Origin of the sequence: Roseibium sp. AS2 (assembly GCF_038900065.1) — a bacterium.
Taxonomy (GTDB): domain Bacteria; phylum Pseudomonadota; class Alphaproteobacteria; order Rhizobiales; family Stappiaceae; genus Roseibium.
Window position 1 is genome coordinate 993,394 of the sequence record NZ_JBBMQN010000001.1, and the last position, 17,623, is coordinate 1,011,016.

Sequence of the window (17,623 nt, forward strand, 5' to 3'; positions counted from 1 at the left end):
GGGCCGCCAAACGCGGTCGGATGAGGCATGATCAACGCGCGTTGGTATCAGCCGTGGTATCAGCTGTCGGAAGCCGGCAAATAGAACGAATGCTGCTGTCCCGTGGCCCAGCCCTCCCGGACGGTTGCCGAGACGCTGATCAGGTCCTGATCCTCAACAGACTGCCGTGCGACCTCGAAGACGACTTGACCGGCCAGCGCCGTGCTCAGATCGTCCAGGTTCCGTCTGACCGCCGTTTCCCGGTCCTGGGCGGTCTGTGCGCCGGTCACCGCTCCGCCAAGGGCTTCCTGAAACAGCGAAAACAGACGGGACACCAGCAGCGCCTGATCCAGCGATCCGCGGCCTTCCTTGCCCGGCTTGACGGTGACGCCCCTCCGGAACAGGAGATCGGTGCGATTGGCGACACCTTCCAGCACGTTGATCCCGCATTGGGCGAGCGACGGAGCCGTGCCCGGCCCCGCGACATACCGCGCCGCCGTTGCCACCGCACGTCCCTTAGCTTCGCCCTCGGCCACTTCCAGGGCGTCGAAGTCGACAGGCACGCCAACCGGAAGGCGCGGGAACACTCCCGAACCCAACTGGCCAAGGATCTGGGCGAGCGCGATCCAGGCTCCTTGCGCGAACACGGCCGGATGTCCAGGTCCCTCGGAAACGAGACGCGCCTCGTTCCAGAACAGCGCCAGATGGGAGGCGGCATCGCTGTCCCGCAGTCCCTTGAACCCTTCGTAACCGGGCTGATCCAGAAGCTGATGGGCGGCTTCAAGGGAGGCAAGTTCCGCGCCGGGCACGCCGGAAAATCCCGCTTCCAGACTGAGCAGGCCGACCGTGTCGGCGTCCTCGCATTCCCGGGCAAGGGTCTTGACCAGATCCGCATCCGCCGCCGCGAGACCGGTGAGGTTCGCGAACAGCACCACGTCGTAAAGGTCGGCCTGCAGCGCGCCGTCGGGACCTCCCAGAACATCGGCCAGATCCGGGCCGGTCAGGTCATGATCAAGCTGCAGCAGGTGCATTTCAAGCGTCAGGCCCAGCCGGATTTCGCTCAACAGAAGTTTGAGGCCGTGCCAGTTCTGCAGGACCGTGCGCAGCTTGCCCTGATCGAAGAACCGGCGCGCCTGCGCCTCCTGCAATGCCGTCACGGGCGATGCCACGGCCGGCGCCGGTTTTGCTTCCCCTTGCCGTTCCTCGCGCATCGTCTGCTGGACAAAGGCCTCGACAGCCGCCTTGGCCAGGCTGCCGCTGTCGGACGGCCGGCTCGTCTTGCCGGGCGTTTCGATCATGGAGAACAGGGCGTCAAGACCATCCTTGTCAGTGCCGGCACTGTCTGCCGACGCCGCATCCCTTTCGGAAGGTGCGGCCGAAGATGCGACCGGCGGCGCCTGCTCGGGAGATCTTGTGGCGCGGAGCATCTCCAGCACCTTGTCGTAGCGCTGACCCCGGGACGCCAGATTGTCCGGATCGCCGGCCGCGGTTTCCAGATCTCGGGCGAACTGAAACCGGCTGGCGATCCTTGCCGGCCGAAGGTCCTTCAGAGCGGCGAATGCAAGCCGTTCCTCCAGGCCGGACGGATGAGACCCGAGCAGGTTCCCGGCGCTCACACTGAAGGCGGGGGCATTCGCTTCCAGGATTTCGGCGACATCCAGCCCCGTCACATTCAGGGCCCCGGCCTGCGCGGGCAGGCCGAAGTCGCCGGCCATCAGCACCCGGAACGGCGGTGCCGGCGACACGGGTCTTGCCTGTGTGCCCGCATTTCCGAGACCTATCGAGAAACTTGCTATGCCCCCCGTGACGTCGTCCTGTCCGCTCATGCCGTCCCTCCCCTGTTGATCACGGTAAGGTCCGCATCGATCGCCAGGAAAGCCAGCGTGGCCCTGTCGATCACGACCTGGCCGGTCACCTCGTAGCCCATGCGTGTGTCTGCCGCGTGGCCGGTGACGGAAAACACGAGGGCACTGCGCGCATTGACCGTTGCGAGACCGACCGGCGTCACCACCAGATCGATCGTCAGGGGGGCACCGGTGCACATGGTTTCCTGGGTCCGGCCCAACCGTGTGGGGGCGTTGTTGCCTTCCTTGTAGACCTGCGGCGAACGCGTTCTGAGATAGTCGTAAACGCAGCTCCGCAGCGCGTCAGGTTCCCGTTGAGCCGGTTTCCAGGGTGCCATTCAAGTCCTCATCAATCCCAGGACCCGGTGGTCCTGTCAACGGTTTCTGTGCCGGGTGAACGGCTCCGGAAGACCTGCCGCCGGAGCCGCGACCCGCGCGTGCTTCAGGCGTCAGGGTGATCCGTCGCTGATCTGGAACACGATCCCCGACGCGCTTTTCGTGCGATGAGCGACATTCTGGTTGGTCGACGTCACCGGATTCATCTGCTCGCCGTTGGAGACCGCGCCCAGAACGACCGGACGATCGGGATCCCCCTGAAGGAAACCAAGCAACACCTCGGTGCCCTTGAGCAGCGTGGAATGTGAGCCGTAGCCGTCACCGCCGCCATAGGGCTCCATCTTGCGCACATGATGGCTGGCCTTGCCGTTCAGCAGACCGCTTTCCTCGTCCAGGATCCTGACCCTGTAGCGGCCAAAATCGTCCAGCTCCGCCCGGCTGCCATCCGATTCCCCGTCAATGGACGCGATCATGTAGCCGGCGATGACCGGCTTCGGCGTCACAACGGGCGGGCGGTAGCCCTTGTCGAACGGCACGCAGACGAACCGGTTGGTATAGGGGGCCGGCTCCTTGCCGGAGGAGCTGAAGCCGATGGGCGTCGAGACGGTGCAGGCGTGTTCAACGGAAATGACAATATAAAGGCCGTCGAGATCCGTGATCGGATGATCCTTGAGCTTGAAAAACAGCCCGGGCCGCACGTTGGGAACGTTGCTCTCGCCGACGAACTGGAGACGCTGGCCCTCGACCTGCTCGACCCTGCGCTTGGCAATGAACTGGCCATCGGACACGGCAGGATAGTTTTCGCCGTAGAGTGTTGTCACCCCCTGTCCGGCGAAGGACGCGTCTTCGGAGACCGACAGCGACACCTTGGGTGTTTCCTCGTTGTACTCGCGCAGCGCGATCGTGCCGCTGCGGGTCTTGTAGTCGGCGTTGAAGGACCAGACCCCGAAGTTGTCGGTGCCCATGACCTGGTTCTTGCTTCTGTATGGCAGCTCCTCGGTGATCCGGTTGCCGCTCAGCTTGGAGAAATGTTCCTTGCGGTCGCCGAAGATGACCTTCTCGCGGTCGCCGGAGTGATCGAAGGCGAAATAGATGCCGAACCGCTCGCACATCCGGCTCAGGAAGTTCAGATCGGTCTCGCGGTACTGGAAGACAAAATCGAGCTTCGGATAGTCCGATGCGGTCACGAGCAGCTCGGACTGGATCTGCCGCGCCACCCGGCTTGCCGAGGTGTTCGATCCGGATTTGTTGGCATCCGACAATTCGCCCTGGATGATGTCGACAACCGTGACATCCTTGTCCGTCCCGTAGACCTGGTTCTGGGCGCTGTGCCGCAGCATTGCCAGTTCCGGCTCGAGCACCACGTAATAATTGAATTCCCGGTTCGGCGTCGGATCGCCGGTGCGAGCCGCGCCCACCACGCCGGCGATGGCCAGGGATTCACCTGCCCGCTCCAGGGTAAGACGCGCGGTCTTTCCCATCAGGGCGTCCAGGTCGATCGTCTTCTTCGACAGAAGCGAGACTTCGAAACTGTAGGTCTGTCCCAGGGCTTCCCTGCCCGCCAGGCTTTCGACATAGATCTCTTCCCCGGGATCACCCGGCAATTCAATCGTCATATGACCTTGAGATGTATCAGCACTCATCGAGAATTCCTCCTGGGCTGGCCTGACCGGGCCTGCTGGTGGCAGTTTAGCCAATCTTGCCGGAGAAGTGTGACGCTTCGGCAAATCAGGCTTCCGGTCCTCCTGATACCGCATAGGTGGGCGAGGTCATCAGTGCGGTCAATTCCACAGTTTCTGCACAGCAGGCTCTTTTCTGTCACGGAATAGGTCGTTTTGCAGTGAAAAACAGCCGAATTTGCGTCGAACCGGCACGATTGCGGACGGCTCTTCACGGCATTTGTGACGCAGATCACATCTTCCGCGTGGATTATTTCGCGCACTCCCGGAGAAAGTGTGAAGATTCTCGCACAGTGTCACAATTGACAATCAGCGGCATTTACCATCTAAAGTTCTGTTTCCATTGAATTATGAAAATACTCGCCAAACTGGCATACCCCTTGCCAATGACAGGGCAGCCGGCGGCAGAACGCACCGGCAGGTCGGAATTCTCGAAGCTTACAAGTGAGGATATCATGTCCAACATCGCATACGTCACCGTCAAGGGCGCAACCCAGGGCGAAATCACGTCCGACGCAACCACCTCTGACAGCATCGGCAACCTGTGGCAGGAAGGCCATGAGGGCGAATCCCTCGTGTATCACTTCGAGCAGAACGCGATCGTTCCGCGGGATCCGCAGTCCGGTTCCATCATCGCGACCCGCCGCCACATGCCGACAACCTTCGTCAAGCCGGTCGACAAGGCCACGCCGCTGCTGTGGCAGGCGCTGGCCACCGGCGAGGCTCTGGAAATCGAAATCCATTTCTGGCGCACCTCCACTGCCGGCGTCCAGGAGCACTACTACACGATCGCTTTCGAGGATGCGGTGCTGGTCGAAGGCAAGACCATCCTGCCGGACGTCAACGATGAAGCCAATGCGTCGCGCGGCGACATCGACAAGTGGTCCTTCACCTACCGCAAGGCCGTTTGGACCCACGAAGTCGCCGGCACCAATGCGTCCGACGATTACCGCGCGCCGGTCACCTGATCCGTCCGGCCAGGATATCCAGGGCTCCTATGTTCATCGCCCTGTAATCCAAGGTCCAGGCATCAAGGGCCGTCCCGGTTTCCCGGGGCGGCTTTTTTACCCCCTTTCAATTTTTTAGGGGCCAGAATCGATTTAATCCGCATAGTATTCCTGTCATGAATTCATATTAGGCACGTGATGACAGGCAAAAATCAGTCATAGGGGTGGCACTTGATTGATCTCGATCTTCGCCGTTTGATCGGCCGTTTGAACACCTATTCCCGCCGATCGCTCGAAGGCGCCGCCGGACTTGCCGTCACGCGCGGGCATTTCGAAGTCACGATCGAGCATCTGCTTCATGTCTTCGCCGAAGACAGCCAGCACGACCTGCAAAGCGCCTGCCGTCATTTCGAGATTGACCCGGCGCCCCTGAAAAAGGCCCTGGATTCGACCCTTGAGAGCCTCAAGCGCGGCAATCAGGGCCGCCCGGCTTTCTCCCCGCTTCTGATCGAATGGATTTCGGATGCCTGGCTGGTCAGTTCCGTGGAACTGGACCTGGACCAGGTTCGCTCGGGCAGCCTGCTGGCGACCGTTTTCGCCAAGCCGAACCGGTTCGGTGACGACCGCTGGCTCAGCCATCTGGAGGCGATGTCCTTTGTCGAGCTGAAGAAGAATTTCAAGGACATCGTCAGCCAGTCGGAAGAAACGACCGCGGGCCTCAGTGCCCGTCCGGCCGGCGGCGATGCGCCGGCGGAAGGCCGGTCGGTCGCTCCCGGAATGGATCCGGACAGCGCCCTTGCCCGGTTCTGCACCAATTTCACCCAGCTCGCCCGGGACGGCAAGATCGACCAGGTGTTCTGCCGGGATCGCGAGATCCAGCAGATGATCGATGTGCTCGGACGGCGGCGGAAGAACAATCCGATCTGCGTCGGCGATCCGGGCGTCGGCAAGACCGCGGTGGTCGAGGGCCTGGCCTGCAAGATTGCCGAAAACGACGTTCCAGACATGCTCAAGAATGTCGAGCTGATCGGACTGGACCTCGGCATGCTGCAGGCAGGTGCCGGCGTCAAGGGTGAGTTCGAGAACCGGCTGAAGGGCATCATCGACGAGGTCAAGGCGTCCGCCAAACCGGTGATCCTGTTCATCGACGAGGCGCATATGCTGATCGGCGCGGGTGGATCCGCGGGCGGCGCGGATGCCGCGAACCTGCTGAAACCGGCGCTCGCGCGGGGTGAATTGCGCACCATCGCGGCCACCACCTGGAGCGAATACAAGAAATACATCGAAAAGGACCCGGCTCTCGAACGCCGCTTCCAGCTGATCAAGCTGGATGAACCGAGCCCGGACCAGGCCATCACGATCATGCGCGGCCTGCGCGGCGCCTACGAGAAGAACCACGGCGTCTATATTCGTGACGGCGCCGTGGTCGCGGCCGCGAAACTGGCGGCCCGCTACATTTCCGGCCGCCAGCTCCCGGACAAGGCCGTCGATGTGCTCGACACCGCCTGCGCCCGCGTGAAGCTGTCCCTGTCGTCCAAGCCGTTCGTGATCGAGCTGAAGGAAAAGCGCCTCGGCGAATTGCGGCGCGAGCTCGATTCCCTGAAACGGGATCATCAGGCCGATTTCTCCTCCCAGGATCTGGAAGTCACGGATATCGAGAAAGAAATATCCGACGAGGAAACCGCCATCGCGGACCTGACGGACCGCTGGAGCCGGGAAAAGGCGCTGGTTGATCAGCTCCTCAAGATTCGCCACGACCTTGGCCTCAGCCTTGAGGACGACCCGGCACCGGACACGGAAGTTCCTGCAGCCGACGGCGCGGAAGCGGATCCGGACGGCTCTGGTGAAGCAGCGAATCCCGCCGGGCAGGCCCCGGAAGGCGGCGTCATCTCTCCAGAAGACTATTCCCGGATCGCGGCCGACCTGAAGACGGTGCAGGCCGGCGACCCGCTGATCTCATTCGAAGTGACCGAGGAAGCCGTCGGGCAGGTCATTGCCGACTGGACCGGTGTGCCGCTCGGACGGATGGTCCAGGACGATGCGGATTCGATCCTGTCGCTCGGCACCCAGCTGAAGAGCCGGGTTATCGGCCAGGACCACGCCATCGATGCGGTCGACCAGGCGCTCAGAACCGCCAAGGCCGGGGTCCAGAACCCCGAAGCCCCCATGGGCGTGTTCCTGTTTGTCGGCCCGTCCGGGGTCGGCAAGACGGAACTTGCAACTGCAATCGCCGACCAGTTGTTCGGCGGCGAGCGGTTCCTGATCTCGATCAACATGTCCGAGTTCCAGGAAAAGCACACCGTTTCCAAGCTTGTGGGCTCGCCCCCGGGCTATGTGGGCTATGGCGAAGGCGGTGTCCTGACCGAAGCCGTGCGCCAGCGGCCCTATTCGGTGGTTTTGCTGGACGAGGTCGAGAAAGCCGACCTGGAGGTCATGAACCTGTTCTACCAGGTGTTCGACAAAGGGGTGCTGTCGGATGGTGAAGGCCGTCAGATCGACTTCAAGAACACCATCGTCATCCTGACCAGCAACCTGGCAACGGATGTCCTTACCGAGATGGGCAGCCTGCCGGAACAACCCGGGGTCGACGAACTGATCGCCGGCTGCCGACCGACACTGAGCGCGCATTTCAAGCCCGCCCTTCTGGCGCGCATGCAGATCGTACCGTTCTATCCGTTGATCGGCGCTCCGCTTGAGAAGATCGTGCGGCTGAAGCTGAACAAGATCGGCAAACGCCTGCGCGAGAACCAGAAGCTGGAACTCGGCTACTCCGAAGAGGTGGTCCGGTCGATCGCCGCACGCTGTACCGAAGTCGAAACCGGCGCGCGCAACATCGATCACATCATCAACCGCACGGTCTTGCCGGAGCTGTCTACAGAGCTCCTGACCAAGATGGGTGCGGAAGACGCCGATTTCTCCAAGGTGGACATCGGTGTGGGAGAAGGCGGCGCATTCTGCTACGTCCTCTCCTGAACTGCACGAAACGCGAACGGAAGACGGCTGGCGCAGGACCCGGCCGGTTTTCGGGTAACGTCCACGAAAAACGACGGCGGACGCGATGATTTTGGGCGATTTGATAGAGCTGGCCGGCGCCATGACGGCGGGTGTCAAAGTTGAAGCGGTGATGGACCAGGTGGTGGAGGCAGCTCTCGACCTGACCGGTGCCGAGGAAGCATCCCTGTTCACCCTGGACACGTTCGGCCAGACGCTGCACCGGGCCTGTTCCCGGCACCGCGGCTACATCAAGGCGATGCCGACCGGCAAGCAGGTCATCCTGTACGGCGCCGACATGATGCCGAACCTGAAGGAGCCGGCCGCTTTTGTCGTGTCCACCGGAACGATGCTCAATCTGGAGGATATCGACAAGGTCATCGGATACGATTTCGACCGCATCCGCGAGGAGGACAAACTGGGCGGGCTGTCGACCCGGGCCCTGGTGATCCTGCCCCTGACGATCCAGTCCAACCGGACGATCGGCATCCTGCAGGTGATCAACCCGGGCTCGTCCAGCCACGCCATCCGGGCGCTGCCGGACCCTGTGCTGAAGGAACTGCAGAGCCTTGCCGGGCTTGCCGCGCTCTACATGTGGAATTCGCGTCTTGTGGAGGACAACATCCGCCTGAAGCGCCAGTTCGACCGCCACCTTGCGGAGTTGCCAAAACAGATCCGCAAGACGCCGCCGAAAAAGGAAGCCGAGCTGAAGCGGCCCAAGGGGCTGATCGGCGAAAGCCCGCCGATCGAACACGCCATCAAGCTGGTCGGCAAGGCGGCCTGGTCCAATGTGCCTATTCTGGTGCGCGGCGAAACCGGGACCGGCAAGGAGATGATGGCCAGCTTCGTCCACATGTCCAGCGACCGGGCCGGCAAGCCCTTCGTGGTCCAGAACTGCGCCGCGCTGCCGGAGGCGCTTCTGGAAAGCGAACTCTTCGGCCATGTGAAAGGCGCGTTCACAGGTGCCAACACCACCAAGTTCGGCCTTGCCCATGAGGCCAATGGCGGAACGCTGTTCCTCGACGAGATCGGCGACATGCCGCTTGCCCTCCAGGCCAAGGTCCTGCGCCTGCTTCAGGAAGGCGAGGTCCGGCGGGTGGGCTCGACCAAGACCGAAAAGGTGGACGTGCGCATCGTCGGCGCGACCAACATCAATCTCGAGGAAAAGATCGCCTGCGGGGAGTTCCGCCAGGACCTGTTCTACCGGCTGAATGTGTTTCCGATCAATCTGCCGCCTTTGCGGGAACGCCCGTCGGATATCCCCCTGCTCATCGATCACTTCCTGCGCTCGGCCGCTGCCAAGTCGGGACATCAGGTGCCCGTCATTGCCTCCGACGCGCTCGATGCGCTGATGTGCTGGGGTTATCCGGGCAATGTCCGGGAATTGAAGAACATTCTCGACCGCGGCAGACTGATGGCCGAGGACGGATATCCGATCGAACTGTCGCATCTGCCGCCGGAACTGGCGGGCGCCCGGCACGAGACCGGCAACCGTGTTCCGGGCCTGATCCCGGAAGGCGACCTGAAAACCATTGTCGGCCAGTACGAAGCGATGGTAATCGAGGCGAAAATGCGCGAAGCGAACTGGAACAAAACCAATGCAGCGCGCATACTGAATGTCAGCCGCCGGACCATTATTGACAAGCTCAACCGGTACAACATCACGCGGCCTGTTGGTTTGGAACGTCCTTGATCCGGTCTGGGGCTGCGACAGCCATCGGCTGAGATTAAACTTGGGGACCCGCAGGCTTGCCGACCGACATGTCTTCCGCCGCGCATGATCTGATTACCGGTTTCGTGTCCGGGCGGCTGTCCTATGACAGGCTGTCCAAAGACCTGCGGGAGGGGGCGCGGCAGTCCCTGGAAGCTTTGCAGGCCACGCGCCAGACCATCCGGGATTTTGTCGAGGAAGGCCGTCTGCCACCGGATCTGGGCCAAATTCTCCTGGGGCAGCTGCCCGCGACCGATGACGGTGCCGCGGCGCATCGCGGGCCTGCGTCCCCCATGACGTCAGCCGACGCGACCAAACCGCTCGCCACGCCTGCATCCGGGGCCGCCGGTGCGGAGGAGTTCGACGAACCGACCCTGCCGCATGCGGTGACAGCGGCCTTTCCGGGTGATCCCGGCGACCCGCCGGTTTCCGATCCGGCGGCGCTCCGGCCGGACGCTTCCGCGCAATCTGTCAAACTGCCGCCGCTGCCCTTTCTCGATCATCCGGCCACCGAAGCCGGCGATGACACCCGCAGCAAGGTCGACGATGCCATCCTGTCCTCGCTTGTTTCCGGATACACGGACTTCCGCAGCCGCAGGACAGACGCGGTGCCGGACGGGGCCGCCTCGGGCGATTCCGACAGCGGCAAGCTCGACAAGTTCCTGACCGACTTCCGAAGCGCCCGCTTTCGCTCCGATGCAAGGCGGGTTTCCAGCGGCGGCCAAAAGGACGGCCTCGATCTCAATTCGCTGACGGCGGCCCAGCACAAACGCGCCGGGGTCGGCTCGATCCTGCGCGACCGCTTCATTCTCGATTCGGAAATCGGCCGGGGCGGCATGGGATATGTCTATTCGGCCGTGGACCGGCGGCGCCTGGAGGCCGGTCATGACCAGCCCTATGTGGCCGTGAAGCTTCTGAACGAGAGTTTTCACAACGACTCCGAAGCGCTGCGGCTGCTGGAAGCCGAAGCACGCAAATCGCAGGCGCTCGCCCATCCCAACATCACCACGGTCTATGATTTCGACCGCGACAAGGCGGATGTCTTCATTGTCATGGAACTGCTGAAGGGCTCCGGCCTCGACCGCAGACTGGGACAGGCCATGGGCCAGCCGTTGCCGCCCGGCGAATGCGCGCGCATCCTGAAAGGCACCTGCGCAGGACTTGCCCATGCCCACAGCCGTGGCGTGGTGCATTCCGATCTGAAGCCAGGGAACATTTTCCAGCTTGAGGACGGGACCATCAAGCTGCTTGATTTCGGCCTCGCAGCGGCCGCCAGCGCCAGTTCCGACCATCCGATCCAGGACAGCCTCACCGCGGCCTATGCCAGCCCCGAGCAGTTCCGGAGAGCCGAGCGGGATCCGCGCGACGATATCTTCGCGCTCGGCTGCATCGCCTACCAGCTCCTGACGGGTCGGCATCCGTTCCTGTCCCGACCGATCGACGAAGTTGCCCGCGAGGGCGTTGCAGCCGAACCGATCGAAGGCCTCGACCCGCAGGGCTGGGAGACAGTCCGAAAAGCACTCGACTTCGACAGGGAGCAGCGCCTCGACACCGTGGACGGCTTTCTCGCGGGGCTTTTCGAGGATCAGGACTGATACCGGCGGGTTCGGCCGGGAGGTCAACTCACTCGCCCGCTCCTCACCCGCCAGGTCCTTATTCGATGGAGTCGACGATGGATTCGATGGCTCTTGTGAACATGTGTTCGGGCTGCAGCGTGCGGATCAGGCCGGTGCTGCCGATCTGGATGAGGTCTGTCGACAGGGGCAGGACAGCAGCCACGGGCGTGCGGTAGTTGGAGAAGATCCGCTGGGCAAGCTCGGTGAAGTCGAAGGTCTCCAGCGCCTTGTTGACGATCAGGAACAACTGCGGCACTTCGAGCTTGCGCGCCAGTTCAAGAGTGACCGCCGTGCCCTGGTAGTCCTGGATGTCGGGCCTGAGGATCAGCAGCAGCGTGTCCGAAATGGCGATGGACAGCAGCGTTTCCTCGTTGACCCCCGGATGTGTGTCGATCAGGAGATAATCCAGCTCGAGCCCCCGGCACAGATCGACAAAGCCCCGGTTGAGGTCCTCGACGTCGTATTTTTCCTTCAGGATCCGGGCGATTTCCCCCGTTTTGATGGAGGAAGGCACCAGAAAGACCTTGCCGCCGTCCGGCACCGTGGACTGGCCCTGCGCATCGACAACACTGGCCGTCACGTCGATGGCGGTATCGGTGATGGCGCAATGCCCCCACAGATAGTTGTTCAGGGTCTGGGTGACACCGTTGAGGTCAACCTTGAAAAGCGTGTGGATGCCGGGTGACTGGATGTCCGTGTCGACAATGGCGACCCGGTGTCCGCGCAGGGCCAGCGAAGAAGCAAGGTTTGCGGTGACATTGGATTTGCCTGTCCCGCCGCGATAGGAATGGGTAGAAATGATTTTTGTCACGGATCAACTCTGGTCGTGAGGTCAAGACTTCAGGATTTGTATCTGGATCTGAGATCCTTGGCGCGCGATTGCAAAGACCGGAAGTAGTCCGTGTCGCTGACCTGTTCGATCTCCATCTTGGCCTGTTCCTGATCGTAGCTGACGTCGAACTTGTCCAGACGGGTCTTCAGTTCCGCGTTTTCCTTGCGCAGTTTCGCTTCGGCGGCCTCAAGCTGACGCTTGGTTTCCGTCAATTCGGCGATCAGCTGACTGGAATGGAACTCGCGTGCCTCCACCTGCACAACCATGCCCGAAAACGTTTCCGCCAGTGCCCGGATGTCTTCTTCCACGGAGTTGTCCGTGATCACCTGATACAGATCCTCGACATCGTCGAAGCGGCCGAGGGCAATGGCCTCGCAGGTTCTCGCCAGACTGGCCAGTCCAGGTTTCATGGTGTCAGAAGAACTCATTGCCGGCCTCCGGATGCTGTCACATGGGTTCCTGTCTACCTTGGTTGTATTAACCACGCATTTTCCTGCAACCCAAGAGGTTTGTGCTTCCGGTGCCGGATTTTGGAGCCGTGGTCCGGACTGCCGGCGGCACTCAATTTGAGGACGCCGCCTGCATGGGATTGGTCGGCGTCAGATACTCGCCGGCAACCCAGCCCATCCGCCCGGTATCGACGTCGCGCACATGCACCCAGTCGCCGCTGACGTCGGTCTGCCGGAGGGTGCGGCCCTTGTCGAACCGTTCGATCACGGGTTTCTGCAGCCCCGGAGCCGAGCGGAACGCAACGCGATTGCCGCTGATATACAGCAGCGGCCCCTGAGCCTCCTGCGGCGGCGGAAGGATCACCCGGGAGGCCGGCGGCGGCGGATAGGCCGACCGCGCGATATCCTCCAGATAGGAACGATCCCTGAACTGGAGATACAAAAGGGCCAGCACAAACAGCCCGACCACGATCACATAGGGAAAGAACCTCGGCATCAGTCATGTTCCGGTTTCGAAGTCATCACAGGGCCGCCTCCGTAAGCGCTGGTGCCGCAAGGCCGGATCCGGTGAAACGGGTCCTGTCCGCGGCCCGGCTCCGTCCGAACAAAATGGCTGGATGACACATCACGTCCGTTCCTTCCGGCTGCCCGCATTTCGAGCTTGTATCAAAGCGTGTTGATTGTGACCCATCAGACCGTGTCTGAAGGCCCTTTGGCCAGACGCCAACAGATGAGACATGATTTACACTCTTCGGTACAAGACTGCGCTACGATATCACATGCCTGACGAAGATCCGTTAAGACCTGCGCGCAGGTTTTCAGAATATCGGAAAATCGATCACGCGGCCAAGGCCCGCAGACAATTCAACCGGTCGTCGTGTCCCTTGCGCACGCCGCCGGTCATGCCACCGCCACGCCTGCGAAATCCGCTGACATTTCGGCAAGCCTTTGCGTAAAATGATCCATCGGCTCTTCCCACGCCCGTTCCAGGACCCGGACGGACGGATACCAGTGGGAGCGGCCGTCCGGCGCGTACCAGTACCAGGGCTTGTCCGGCGTCACGAGAACGATGGCCGGAACCCCCATGGCGCCCGCGATATGGGTCACCAGACTGTCCGGGCCGACGACAAGATCAAGCTTGCCGATCAGATCGACAAGCATTTCCAGCGATTTCAGATGCGCGCCGGCGTCGATGATGCGTTTGTTGCCTTCAAGCTCGAACCTCTGATCGTCCCACATCAGGCTCAAGACAGTCCCCGGCCAGTCCGTGAGCGCCCGGTCCACGTCGTTCAGAAGCGGAGCCGGCTGGTATTTCGACCATCCAATGCCGCAAAGCGGCCGCTTGCACGGTTGCAGCGAGCCGCGCCAGAAATCATCGGCCCCGGGGTCCGCCTTGAGGTAAGGCCTGAACCGTTCAGGGTCATAGTCGGCAACTTCAGGCCGCGCGGCAAAGCCGGCCATGAACACGGAGCTTCCGGTTTCGGCCAGCTCGAACATGTTCTTTCCCTGAAGCGATTCAAGGCGGTAATCCAGGTCCATGCGCTGCAGCAGCGGCAGAAACGGCTCGTGGGCAAACACCACCCTGTCGCCCGCGTCATCCCCCTCTTCCGGTCCTGCGGACAGGAAACGGGAAAAGAGGATCGCTTCCAACGGCTTGGTTTCAAGCGGGATGATCACCCTTTCCACCGCTCCTGGAACAGCATTGTCGACCCCGCCGGCTTCAAGTCCAATTCGGGCAACGAGATTGCGCGCCTCGGCAAACTTTCCCTCATGGAACAAGCCCTGCCGGATCAGGGCCACGCCTGTTGCGCCGGTTGCAAGGTCCTGCAATGCCGGTTGCGCCAGCGTGACACTCTCCACATGCTTTCCGGCTCTGGCCATCGCTTGCGCCACGAGCAGGCAAATTTGCGGATTGTCCCTCTGTGTCTTCAGCAGACCCGCCAGTTTTGCAATGCCCTTGTCGGGCTCGCCCCGGAAAGCGCAGACCATTGCATACTCTTCAAGAGCGTTGACCATGTCCGGCGCGATCTTCAGTGCCATTTCAACAAGTTCGGCCGCCCGATCCAGTTCCCCGACCTGCGCCAGAGAATGCGCGAAAGCGGAGAGAATCATGGGATCGCGCGGGCGCTTCAGATACAAGGCCTCGGTCAGTTCAAGGGCCCTGGCATGATCCCCCAGATCATGGAGAATATGCGCCAGCTGAATTGCGACCGGACCGTTGTCCGGTTGTTTCTCCAGAACCTGCTCGTAGTATTTTCGCGCATCATAATACGCGCCGATCTGCGCGAGCAGCGATCCCAGATTGGCGAGGATGTTGGGATCATCCGGTTTGAGTTCCTGTGCGATCAGAAGATACCGCATGGCATTTTCAAGCTCGCCTCTGAGCGCGTGCACACTCGCCATGGCTTCATGAAAAGAAGGGTTTTGGGGCTCGAGACTGAGCGCCCTTTCGAAATTGAGCTGCGCAAGGTCCATTTTCCCCTGGGCGCTCTGAGCCAGCGCAAGATTGTAACAGGCAGTCGCGTCTTCGGGGTTCATTTGAAGAACGAAATCGAAACTCCTGATTGCGGCGTCCAGGTCCCCTGACGCAAGTTGGCACATGCCATAGGTCTTCAGGGCCCGAATGGATCGCGGGGCCCGGCTGAGCGCCTGGCGGCACAGCTCTTCGGCATCCTCGATCGCGCCGTTTTCAAGATGTTTGGTGGCCGCGTCGAGCAGGGCATTCAGGTTCGCCATGGTGTCCGTTCACTAAAAATACAGTCAAGGTCGTTGGGCAGGGGCATTGGGCAGCGGCATTGGGCAGCGGCGTCGGAATGGAGACATGACCGCCCTTGTTGCTCCGCGGAAGCAACACCGTCGAAACCCACCGTCAGCCGACATTGATCCGTTCCGCGTTCAGCCGGATGTCGGTCTTCGCGGTAACGACGGCTGTGTGCGCGCTCTGGGCCATCGCGCTTTCGATGTTCTGGCTGAACACGCCGGCCTTGTGCACGTCGGAGCCGGCAATCACCGAAACACGCTGATGTGCGCTGACCGACGTCGACTGCGCGATCGTCTCGTCCGTCCCGGCAATGCGTTTGGACGTCCTGAACAGGCTGTTGAAGGTATTGCCGACAAGGTTGGCCGTTTCAGCCACCATGTCGAAAACGCCGGTCTTGATCGATATCCGTCTGGCCGACAGCACAAGGCCACCCGCCGTTTCGATTTTCAGCGGCTCGTCCGCATTTTGCCGTTCCAGAACGGCCAGCACATAAAGCTGCCCATCGGCCTCGGCGGTCAGAACCCTGTCGCCCGGCACGGGCGAGATCAGGCAACTGACGGCGCACCTGGCGGCGACCCGGTCACCTCCGGGATCACGAAGAAAAAGGCCGGTCTCCTCAGACACTTCGACGGTGGAAACCCGCGAAGGTGTCTGCAAGCCGGCGGGCCGCACCGGCCGGGCAGGTTCTTCAGCCTGAATATCTGAATTACCGGGTCTGCTCATGATTACCGTCCATATCCGCCGATGGCTGAAAAGCCGGGGTCAACACTGTACTTCAAGGCCTGAATCCATCGCGGCCGCAGCGGTCCGCGTGCCGATCACCGCACCCTGGGCATCAACAATCTGCGCGTCAGAAGCCGCAAGCTTGGTTATTCTCTTGTAGACCTGCAGTTCGTTCTTCAGGAATTCGTATTCCTCGTGCAGCCAGACAACCTGCAGCGCGAAAATCGTGAATCCGAATTTCAGCCCCAGCACGTCCGTCGAGGAGTTGCCGTTCATCGACAGGGACACACCCGTTGCACTGGCCGTGACCTCCTTGATGCCGAAGGTCGCCGTTTTTATGCTCAGTCCAATATGCGAATACGTTCCGACACTTCCGCCAAGATAGAACTTCAGAACAACTCCGATGTTTGTCTTGTGCGTGTACCCCTTGACGGTCGTTTCCTTGTAGGTATCGACAAATTTTGCATATCCGGCCTGCTGGTAATACAGATCGTTGCTTTTCGCATCGATCAGGATCGAGGTGTCTGCGATGCCCTCATGCGCTGAACTCAGGACAACCTTGCCTTCAGCCTCGATCAGCACGTCACCGTTTTTTTGCGCGATCGTGTGGTTGCCTGTCGTGTTTGTATAGCTGTAGCCGCCTGACTTGACGGTCCGCTCAACGCCGGTACCGATCTCCTGGCAAACATCCCCGGTCGCAGTCGTCTTGAGCGTGTATTTCCCGTCGGAATAAAAGTAGATGCCCTGAGCGACGCCTGCTGGATCCTTGATATCCGCACTGCCCGGCTCCCACCTGCTTTCATAGGTACCCAGACGCAGATAGTGACCGTCGGTGAAATTGTTCGTGCCGCCGGCGGGACTCCAGTAAAAGAGGTTAGCCATTCGATCCTCCGCTAAGCGCCTGGCATCTTGGACTCGATGCCAATGTGGGCGGCGATGCTTGTCTTGTAATCCGATTGGGCCAGAGCGCTTTTCATGGACGCGGTGTTGAAGAGATCACCCCAGCCCTCGAGCTTGTTGCTCTTTGCGGCATATTCCAGCTGAATACCGCGCTTTTTGTAGTACAGGATCGAATAACCCATATCGTGGGTTATCACGTTGTTGCTGAGGTAGACGAAGCCGATTTTAACGCCGCCGGCCGAGACCTTCAGGTCCGTTTCACTCGCATCGGCAACCTTCAGGGACATGGAACAATACTTCGTGCTGACGGCACCTGAGAGATAGAGCGGTATCACCCAGGCAATGCTGACATTGGTGCTCGTTTTTTCGACGATTTTTTTCTGGGAGCCGACAACCTGCTTCAGGTACGCGCCAAAAGTGTGGTTGTAGATCGCGCTGCCCTTGCTGGACACCTTGCCGGCCGGCGCCTTGATGGTGATCCCGCCGGCATGGTGCGACTCCACCAGAAAGCTGGAGTTGTCGGTCGCCGAGAGCGAGAAGCCCTTGCTGTCCAGTGCAAGCGCGACATCGCCCGATTCGACGGTTGTCGTACAATCGCCTGTCTTGACTTTCTGCGTCAGGGTGCCACCGATCTCGATATTGGCGGTGCCGTTTGCCCCAATGATGTAGGACCCTGCCGTGGTGATGAATATGCCGTCACTGCCGGCAATTCCACCGGTATAGATGGCTGGAAAACGGCTCGCTTCATCCACCTCGGCGGGGTCGCCGACATGCGCGCCCAGGCGCATGTAAACGCCTTTTTCAATCCTCTGGGTGGCATCGCCGGCCGGTGAAACGCCCATGTAAACACTGGTC

The 17,623-nt window shown here is 61.2% G+C and carries 14 protein-coding genes; 4 read left to right on the top strand and 10 right to left on the bottom strand.

The window, feature by feature from the left end:
- Positions 1 to 59: 59 nt before the first annotated feature.
- From WNZ15_RS04540 to tssI, 3 genes are all read right to left on the bottom strand, one after another.
- A complete protein-coding gene (locus WNZ15_RS04540) occupies positions 60 to 1,805 on the bottom strand; it encodes a hypothetical protein (protein ID WP_342891739.1) in 1,746 nt (581 codons plus the stop codon).
- The gene (locus tag WNZ15_RS04545) at positions 1,802 to 2,161 is read right to left on the bottom strand and encodes a hypothetical protein (protein ID WP_342891740.1); all 360 of its coding nucleotides are present in this window, start codon (positions 2,159 to 2,161) and stop codon (positions 1,802 to 1,804) included. Before WNZ15_RS04545 ends, WNZ15_RS04540 begins: the two co-directional genes overlap by 4 nt.
- Before the next feature lie 111 nt (positions 2,162 to 2,272).
- Entirely contained in the window at positions 2,273 to 3,802 is a 1,530-nt protein-coding gene (gene tssI / locus WNZ15_RS04550; RefSeq protein ID WP_342891741.1) for a type VI secretion system tip protein TssI/VgrG, read from the bottom strand.
- Between the two features lie 491 nt (positions 3,803 to 4,293).
- Between tssI and WNZ15_RS04555 the strand changes: the two genes are divergently transcribed.
- The 4 genes from WNZ15_RS04555 (at position 4,294) to WNZ15_RS04570 (ending at position 11,082) form a co-directional block, all read left to right on the top strand.
- Positions 4,294 to 4,806, top strand: coding sequence for an Hcp family type VI secretion system effector (locus WNZ15_RS04555; RefSeq protein WP_342891742.1), 513 nt, complete (start codon positions 4,294 to 4,296; stop codon positions 4,804 to 4,806).
- A gap of 210 nt (positions 4,807 to 5,016) precedes the next feature.
- Positions 5,017 to 7,758 carry a type VI secretion system ATPase TssH gene (gene tssH / locus WNZ15_RS04560; RefSeq protein ID WP_342891743.1) on the top strand — a complete coding sequence of 914 codons (2,742 nt, stop codon included), beginning with the start codon at positions 5,017 to 5,019 and terminating at the stop codon, positions 7,756 to 7,758.
- Positions 7,759 to 7,843: 85 nt separating this feature from the next.
- Positions 7,844 to 9,469 carry a sigma 54-interacting transcriptional regulator gene (locus tag WNZ15_RS04565; protein WP_342891744.1) on the top strand — a complete coding sequence of 542 codons (1,626 nt, stop codon included), beginning with the start codon at positions 7,844 to 7,846 and terminating at the stop codon, positions 9,467 to 9,469.
- 56 nt (positions 9,470 to 9,525) lie between these two features.
- Positions 9,526 to 11,082, top strand: a complete 1,557-nt coding sequence (locus WNZ15_RS04570) for a protein kinase (RefSeq protein WP_342891745.1) — start codon at positions 9,526 to 9,528, stop codon at positions 11,080 to 11,082.
- Positions 11,083 to 11,140: 58 nt separating this feature from the next.
- On the opposite strand, the gene WNZ15_RS04575 is transcribed toward WNZ15_RS04570, so the two are convergent.
- The 7 genes from WNZ15_RS04575 to WNZ15_RS04605 all read right to left on the bottom strand — a co-directional run bounded on the left by WNZ15_RS04575 (position 11,141) and on the right by WNZ15_RS04605 (position 17,610).
- Positions 11,141 to 11,914 carry a MinD/ParA family protein gene (locus WNZ15_RS04575; RefSeq protein ID WP_342891746.1) on the bottom strand — a complete coding sequence of 258 codons (774 nt, stop codon included), beginning with the start codon at positions 11,912 to 11,914 and terminating at the stop codon, positions 11,141 to 11,143.
- A 29-nt stretch (positions 11,915 to 11,943) separates the two neighbouring features.
- Positions 11,944 to 12,363 carry a hypothetical protein gene (locus WNZ15_RS04580; protein ID WP_342891747.1) on the bottom strand — a complete coding sequence of 140 codons (420 nt, stop codon included), beginning with the start codon at positions 12,361 to 12,363 and terminating at the stop codon, positions 11,944 to 11,946.
- Positions 12,364 to 12,496: 133 nt separating this feature from the next.
- Entirely contained in the window at positions 12,497 to 12,880 is a 384-nt protein-coding gene (locus tag WNZ15_RS04585) for an SH3 domain-containing protein (RefSeq protein ID WP_342891748.1), read from the bottom strand.
- A 404-nt stretch (positions 12,881 to 13,284) separates the two neighbouring features.
- Positions 13,285 to 15,120 carry a tetratricopeptide repeat protein gene (locus tag WNZ15_RS04590; protein ID WP_342891749.1) on the bottom strand — a complete coding sequence of 612 codons (1,836 nt, stop codon included), beginning with the start codon at positions 15,118 to 15,120 and terminating at the stop codon, positions 13,285 to 13,287.
- A gap of 133 nt (positions 15,121 to 15,253) precedes the next feature.
- Positions 15,254 to 15,868, bottom strand: coding sequence for a DUF3540 domain-containing protein (locus tag WNZ15_RS04595; protein ID WP_342891750.1), 615 nt, complete (start codon positions 15,866 to 15,868; stop codon positions 15,254 to 15,256).
- A gap of 39 nt (positions 15,869 to 15,907) precedes the next feature.
- Positions 15,908 to 16,750 carry a hypothetical protein gene (locus WNZ15_RS04600; protein ID WP_342891751.1) on the bottom strand — a complete coding sequence of 281 codons (843 nt, stop codon included), beginning with the start codon at positions 16,748 to 16,750 and terminating at the stop codon, positions 15,908 to 15,910.
- A gap of 11 nt (positions 16,751 to 16,761) precedes the next feature.
- On the bottom strand, positions 16,762 to 17,610 hold the full coding sequence (locus tag WNZ15_RS04605; protein ID WP_342891752.1) for a hypothetical protein: 849 nt from the start codon (positions 17,608 to 17,610) through the stop codon (positions 16,762 to 16,764).
- Positions 17,611 to 17,623 lie beyond the last annotated feature (13 nt).

Excerpts from the sequence above, each read along its gene's own strand:
- WNZ15_RS04540 (WP_342891739.1), bottom strand. The coding sequence starts at position 1,805 with ATGAGCGGACAGGACGACGTCACGGGGGGCATAGCAAGTTTCTCGATA.
- WNZ15_RS04545 (WP_342891740.1), bottom strand. The coding sequence starts at position 2,161 with ATGGCACCCTGGAAACCGGCTCAACGGGAACCTGACGCGCTGCGGAGC.
- tssI (WP_342891741.1), bottom strand. The coding sequence starts at position 3,802 with ATGAGTGCTGATACATCTCAAGGTCATATGACGATTGAATTGCCGGGT.
- WNZ15_RS04555 (WP_342891742.1), top strand. The coding sequence starts at position 4,294 with ATGTCCAACATCGCATACGTCACCGTCAAGGGCGCAACCCAGGGCGAA.
- WNZ15_RS04565 (WP_342891744.1), top strand. The coding sequence starts at position 7,844 with ATGATTTTGGGCGATTTGATAGAGCTGGCCGGCGCCATGACGGCGGGT.
- WNZ15_RS04580 (WP_342891747.1), bottom strand. The coding sequence starts at position 12,363 with ATGAGTTCTTCTGACACCATGAAACCTGGACTGGCCAGTCTGGCGAGA.
- WNZ15_RS04585 (WP_342891748.1), bottom strand. The coding sequence starts at position 12,880 with ATGCCGAGGTTCTTTCCCTATGTGATCGTGGTCGGGCTGTTTGTGCTG.
- WNZ15_RS04590 (WP_342891749.1), bottom strand. The coding sequence starts at position 15,120 with ATGGCGAACCTGAATGCCCTGCTCGACGCGGCCACCAAACATCTTGAA.
- WNZ15_RS04595 (WP_342891750.1), bottom strand. The coding sequence starts at position 15,868 with ATGAGCAGACCCGGTAATTCAGATATTCAGGCTGAAGAACCTGCCCGG.
- WNZ15_RS04600 (WP_342891751.1), bottom strand. The coding sequence starts at position 16,750 with ATGGCTAACCTCTTTTACTGGAGTCCCGCCGGCGGCACGAACAATTTC.
- WNZ15_RS04605 (WP_342891752.1), bottom strand. The coding sequence starts at position 17,610 with ATGGGCGTTTCACCGGCCGGCGATGCCACCCAGAGGATTGAAAAAGGC.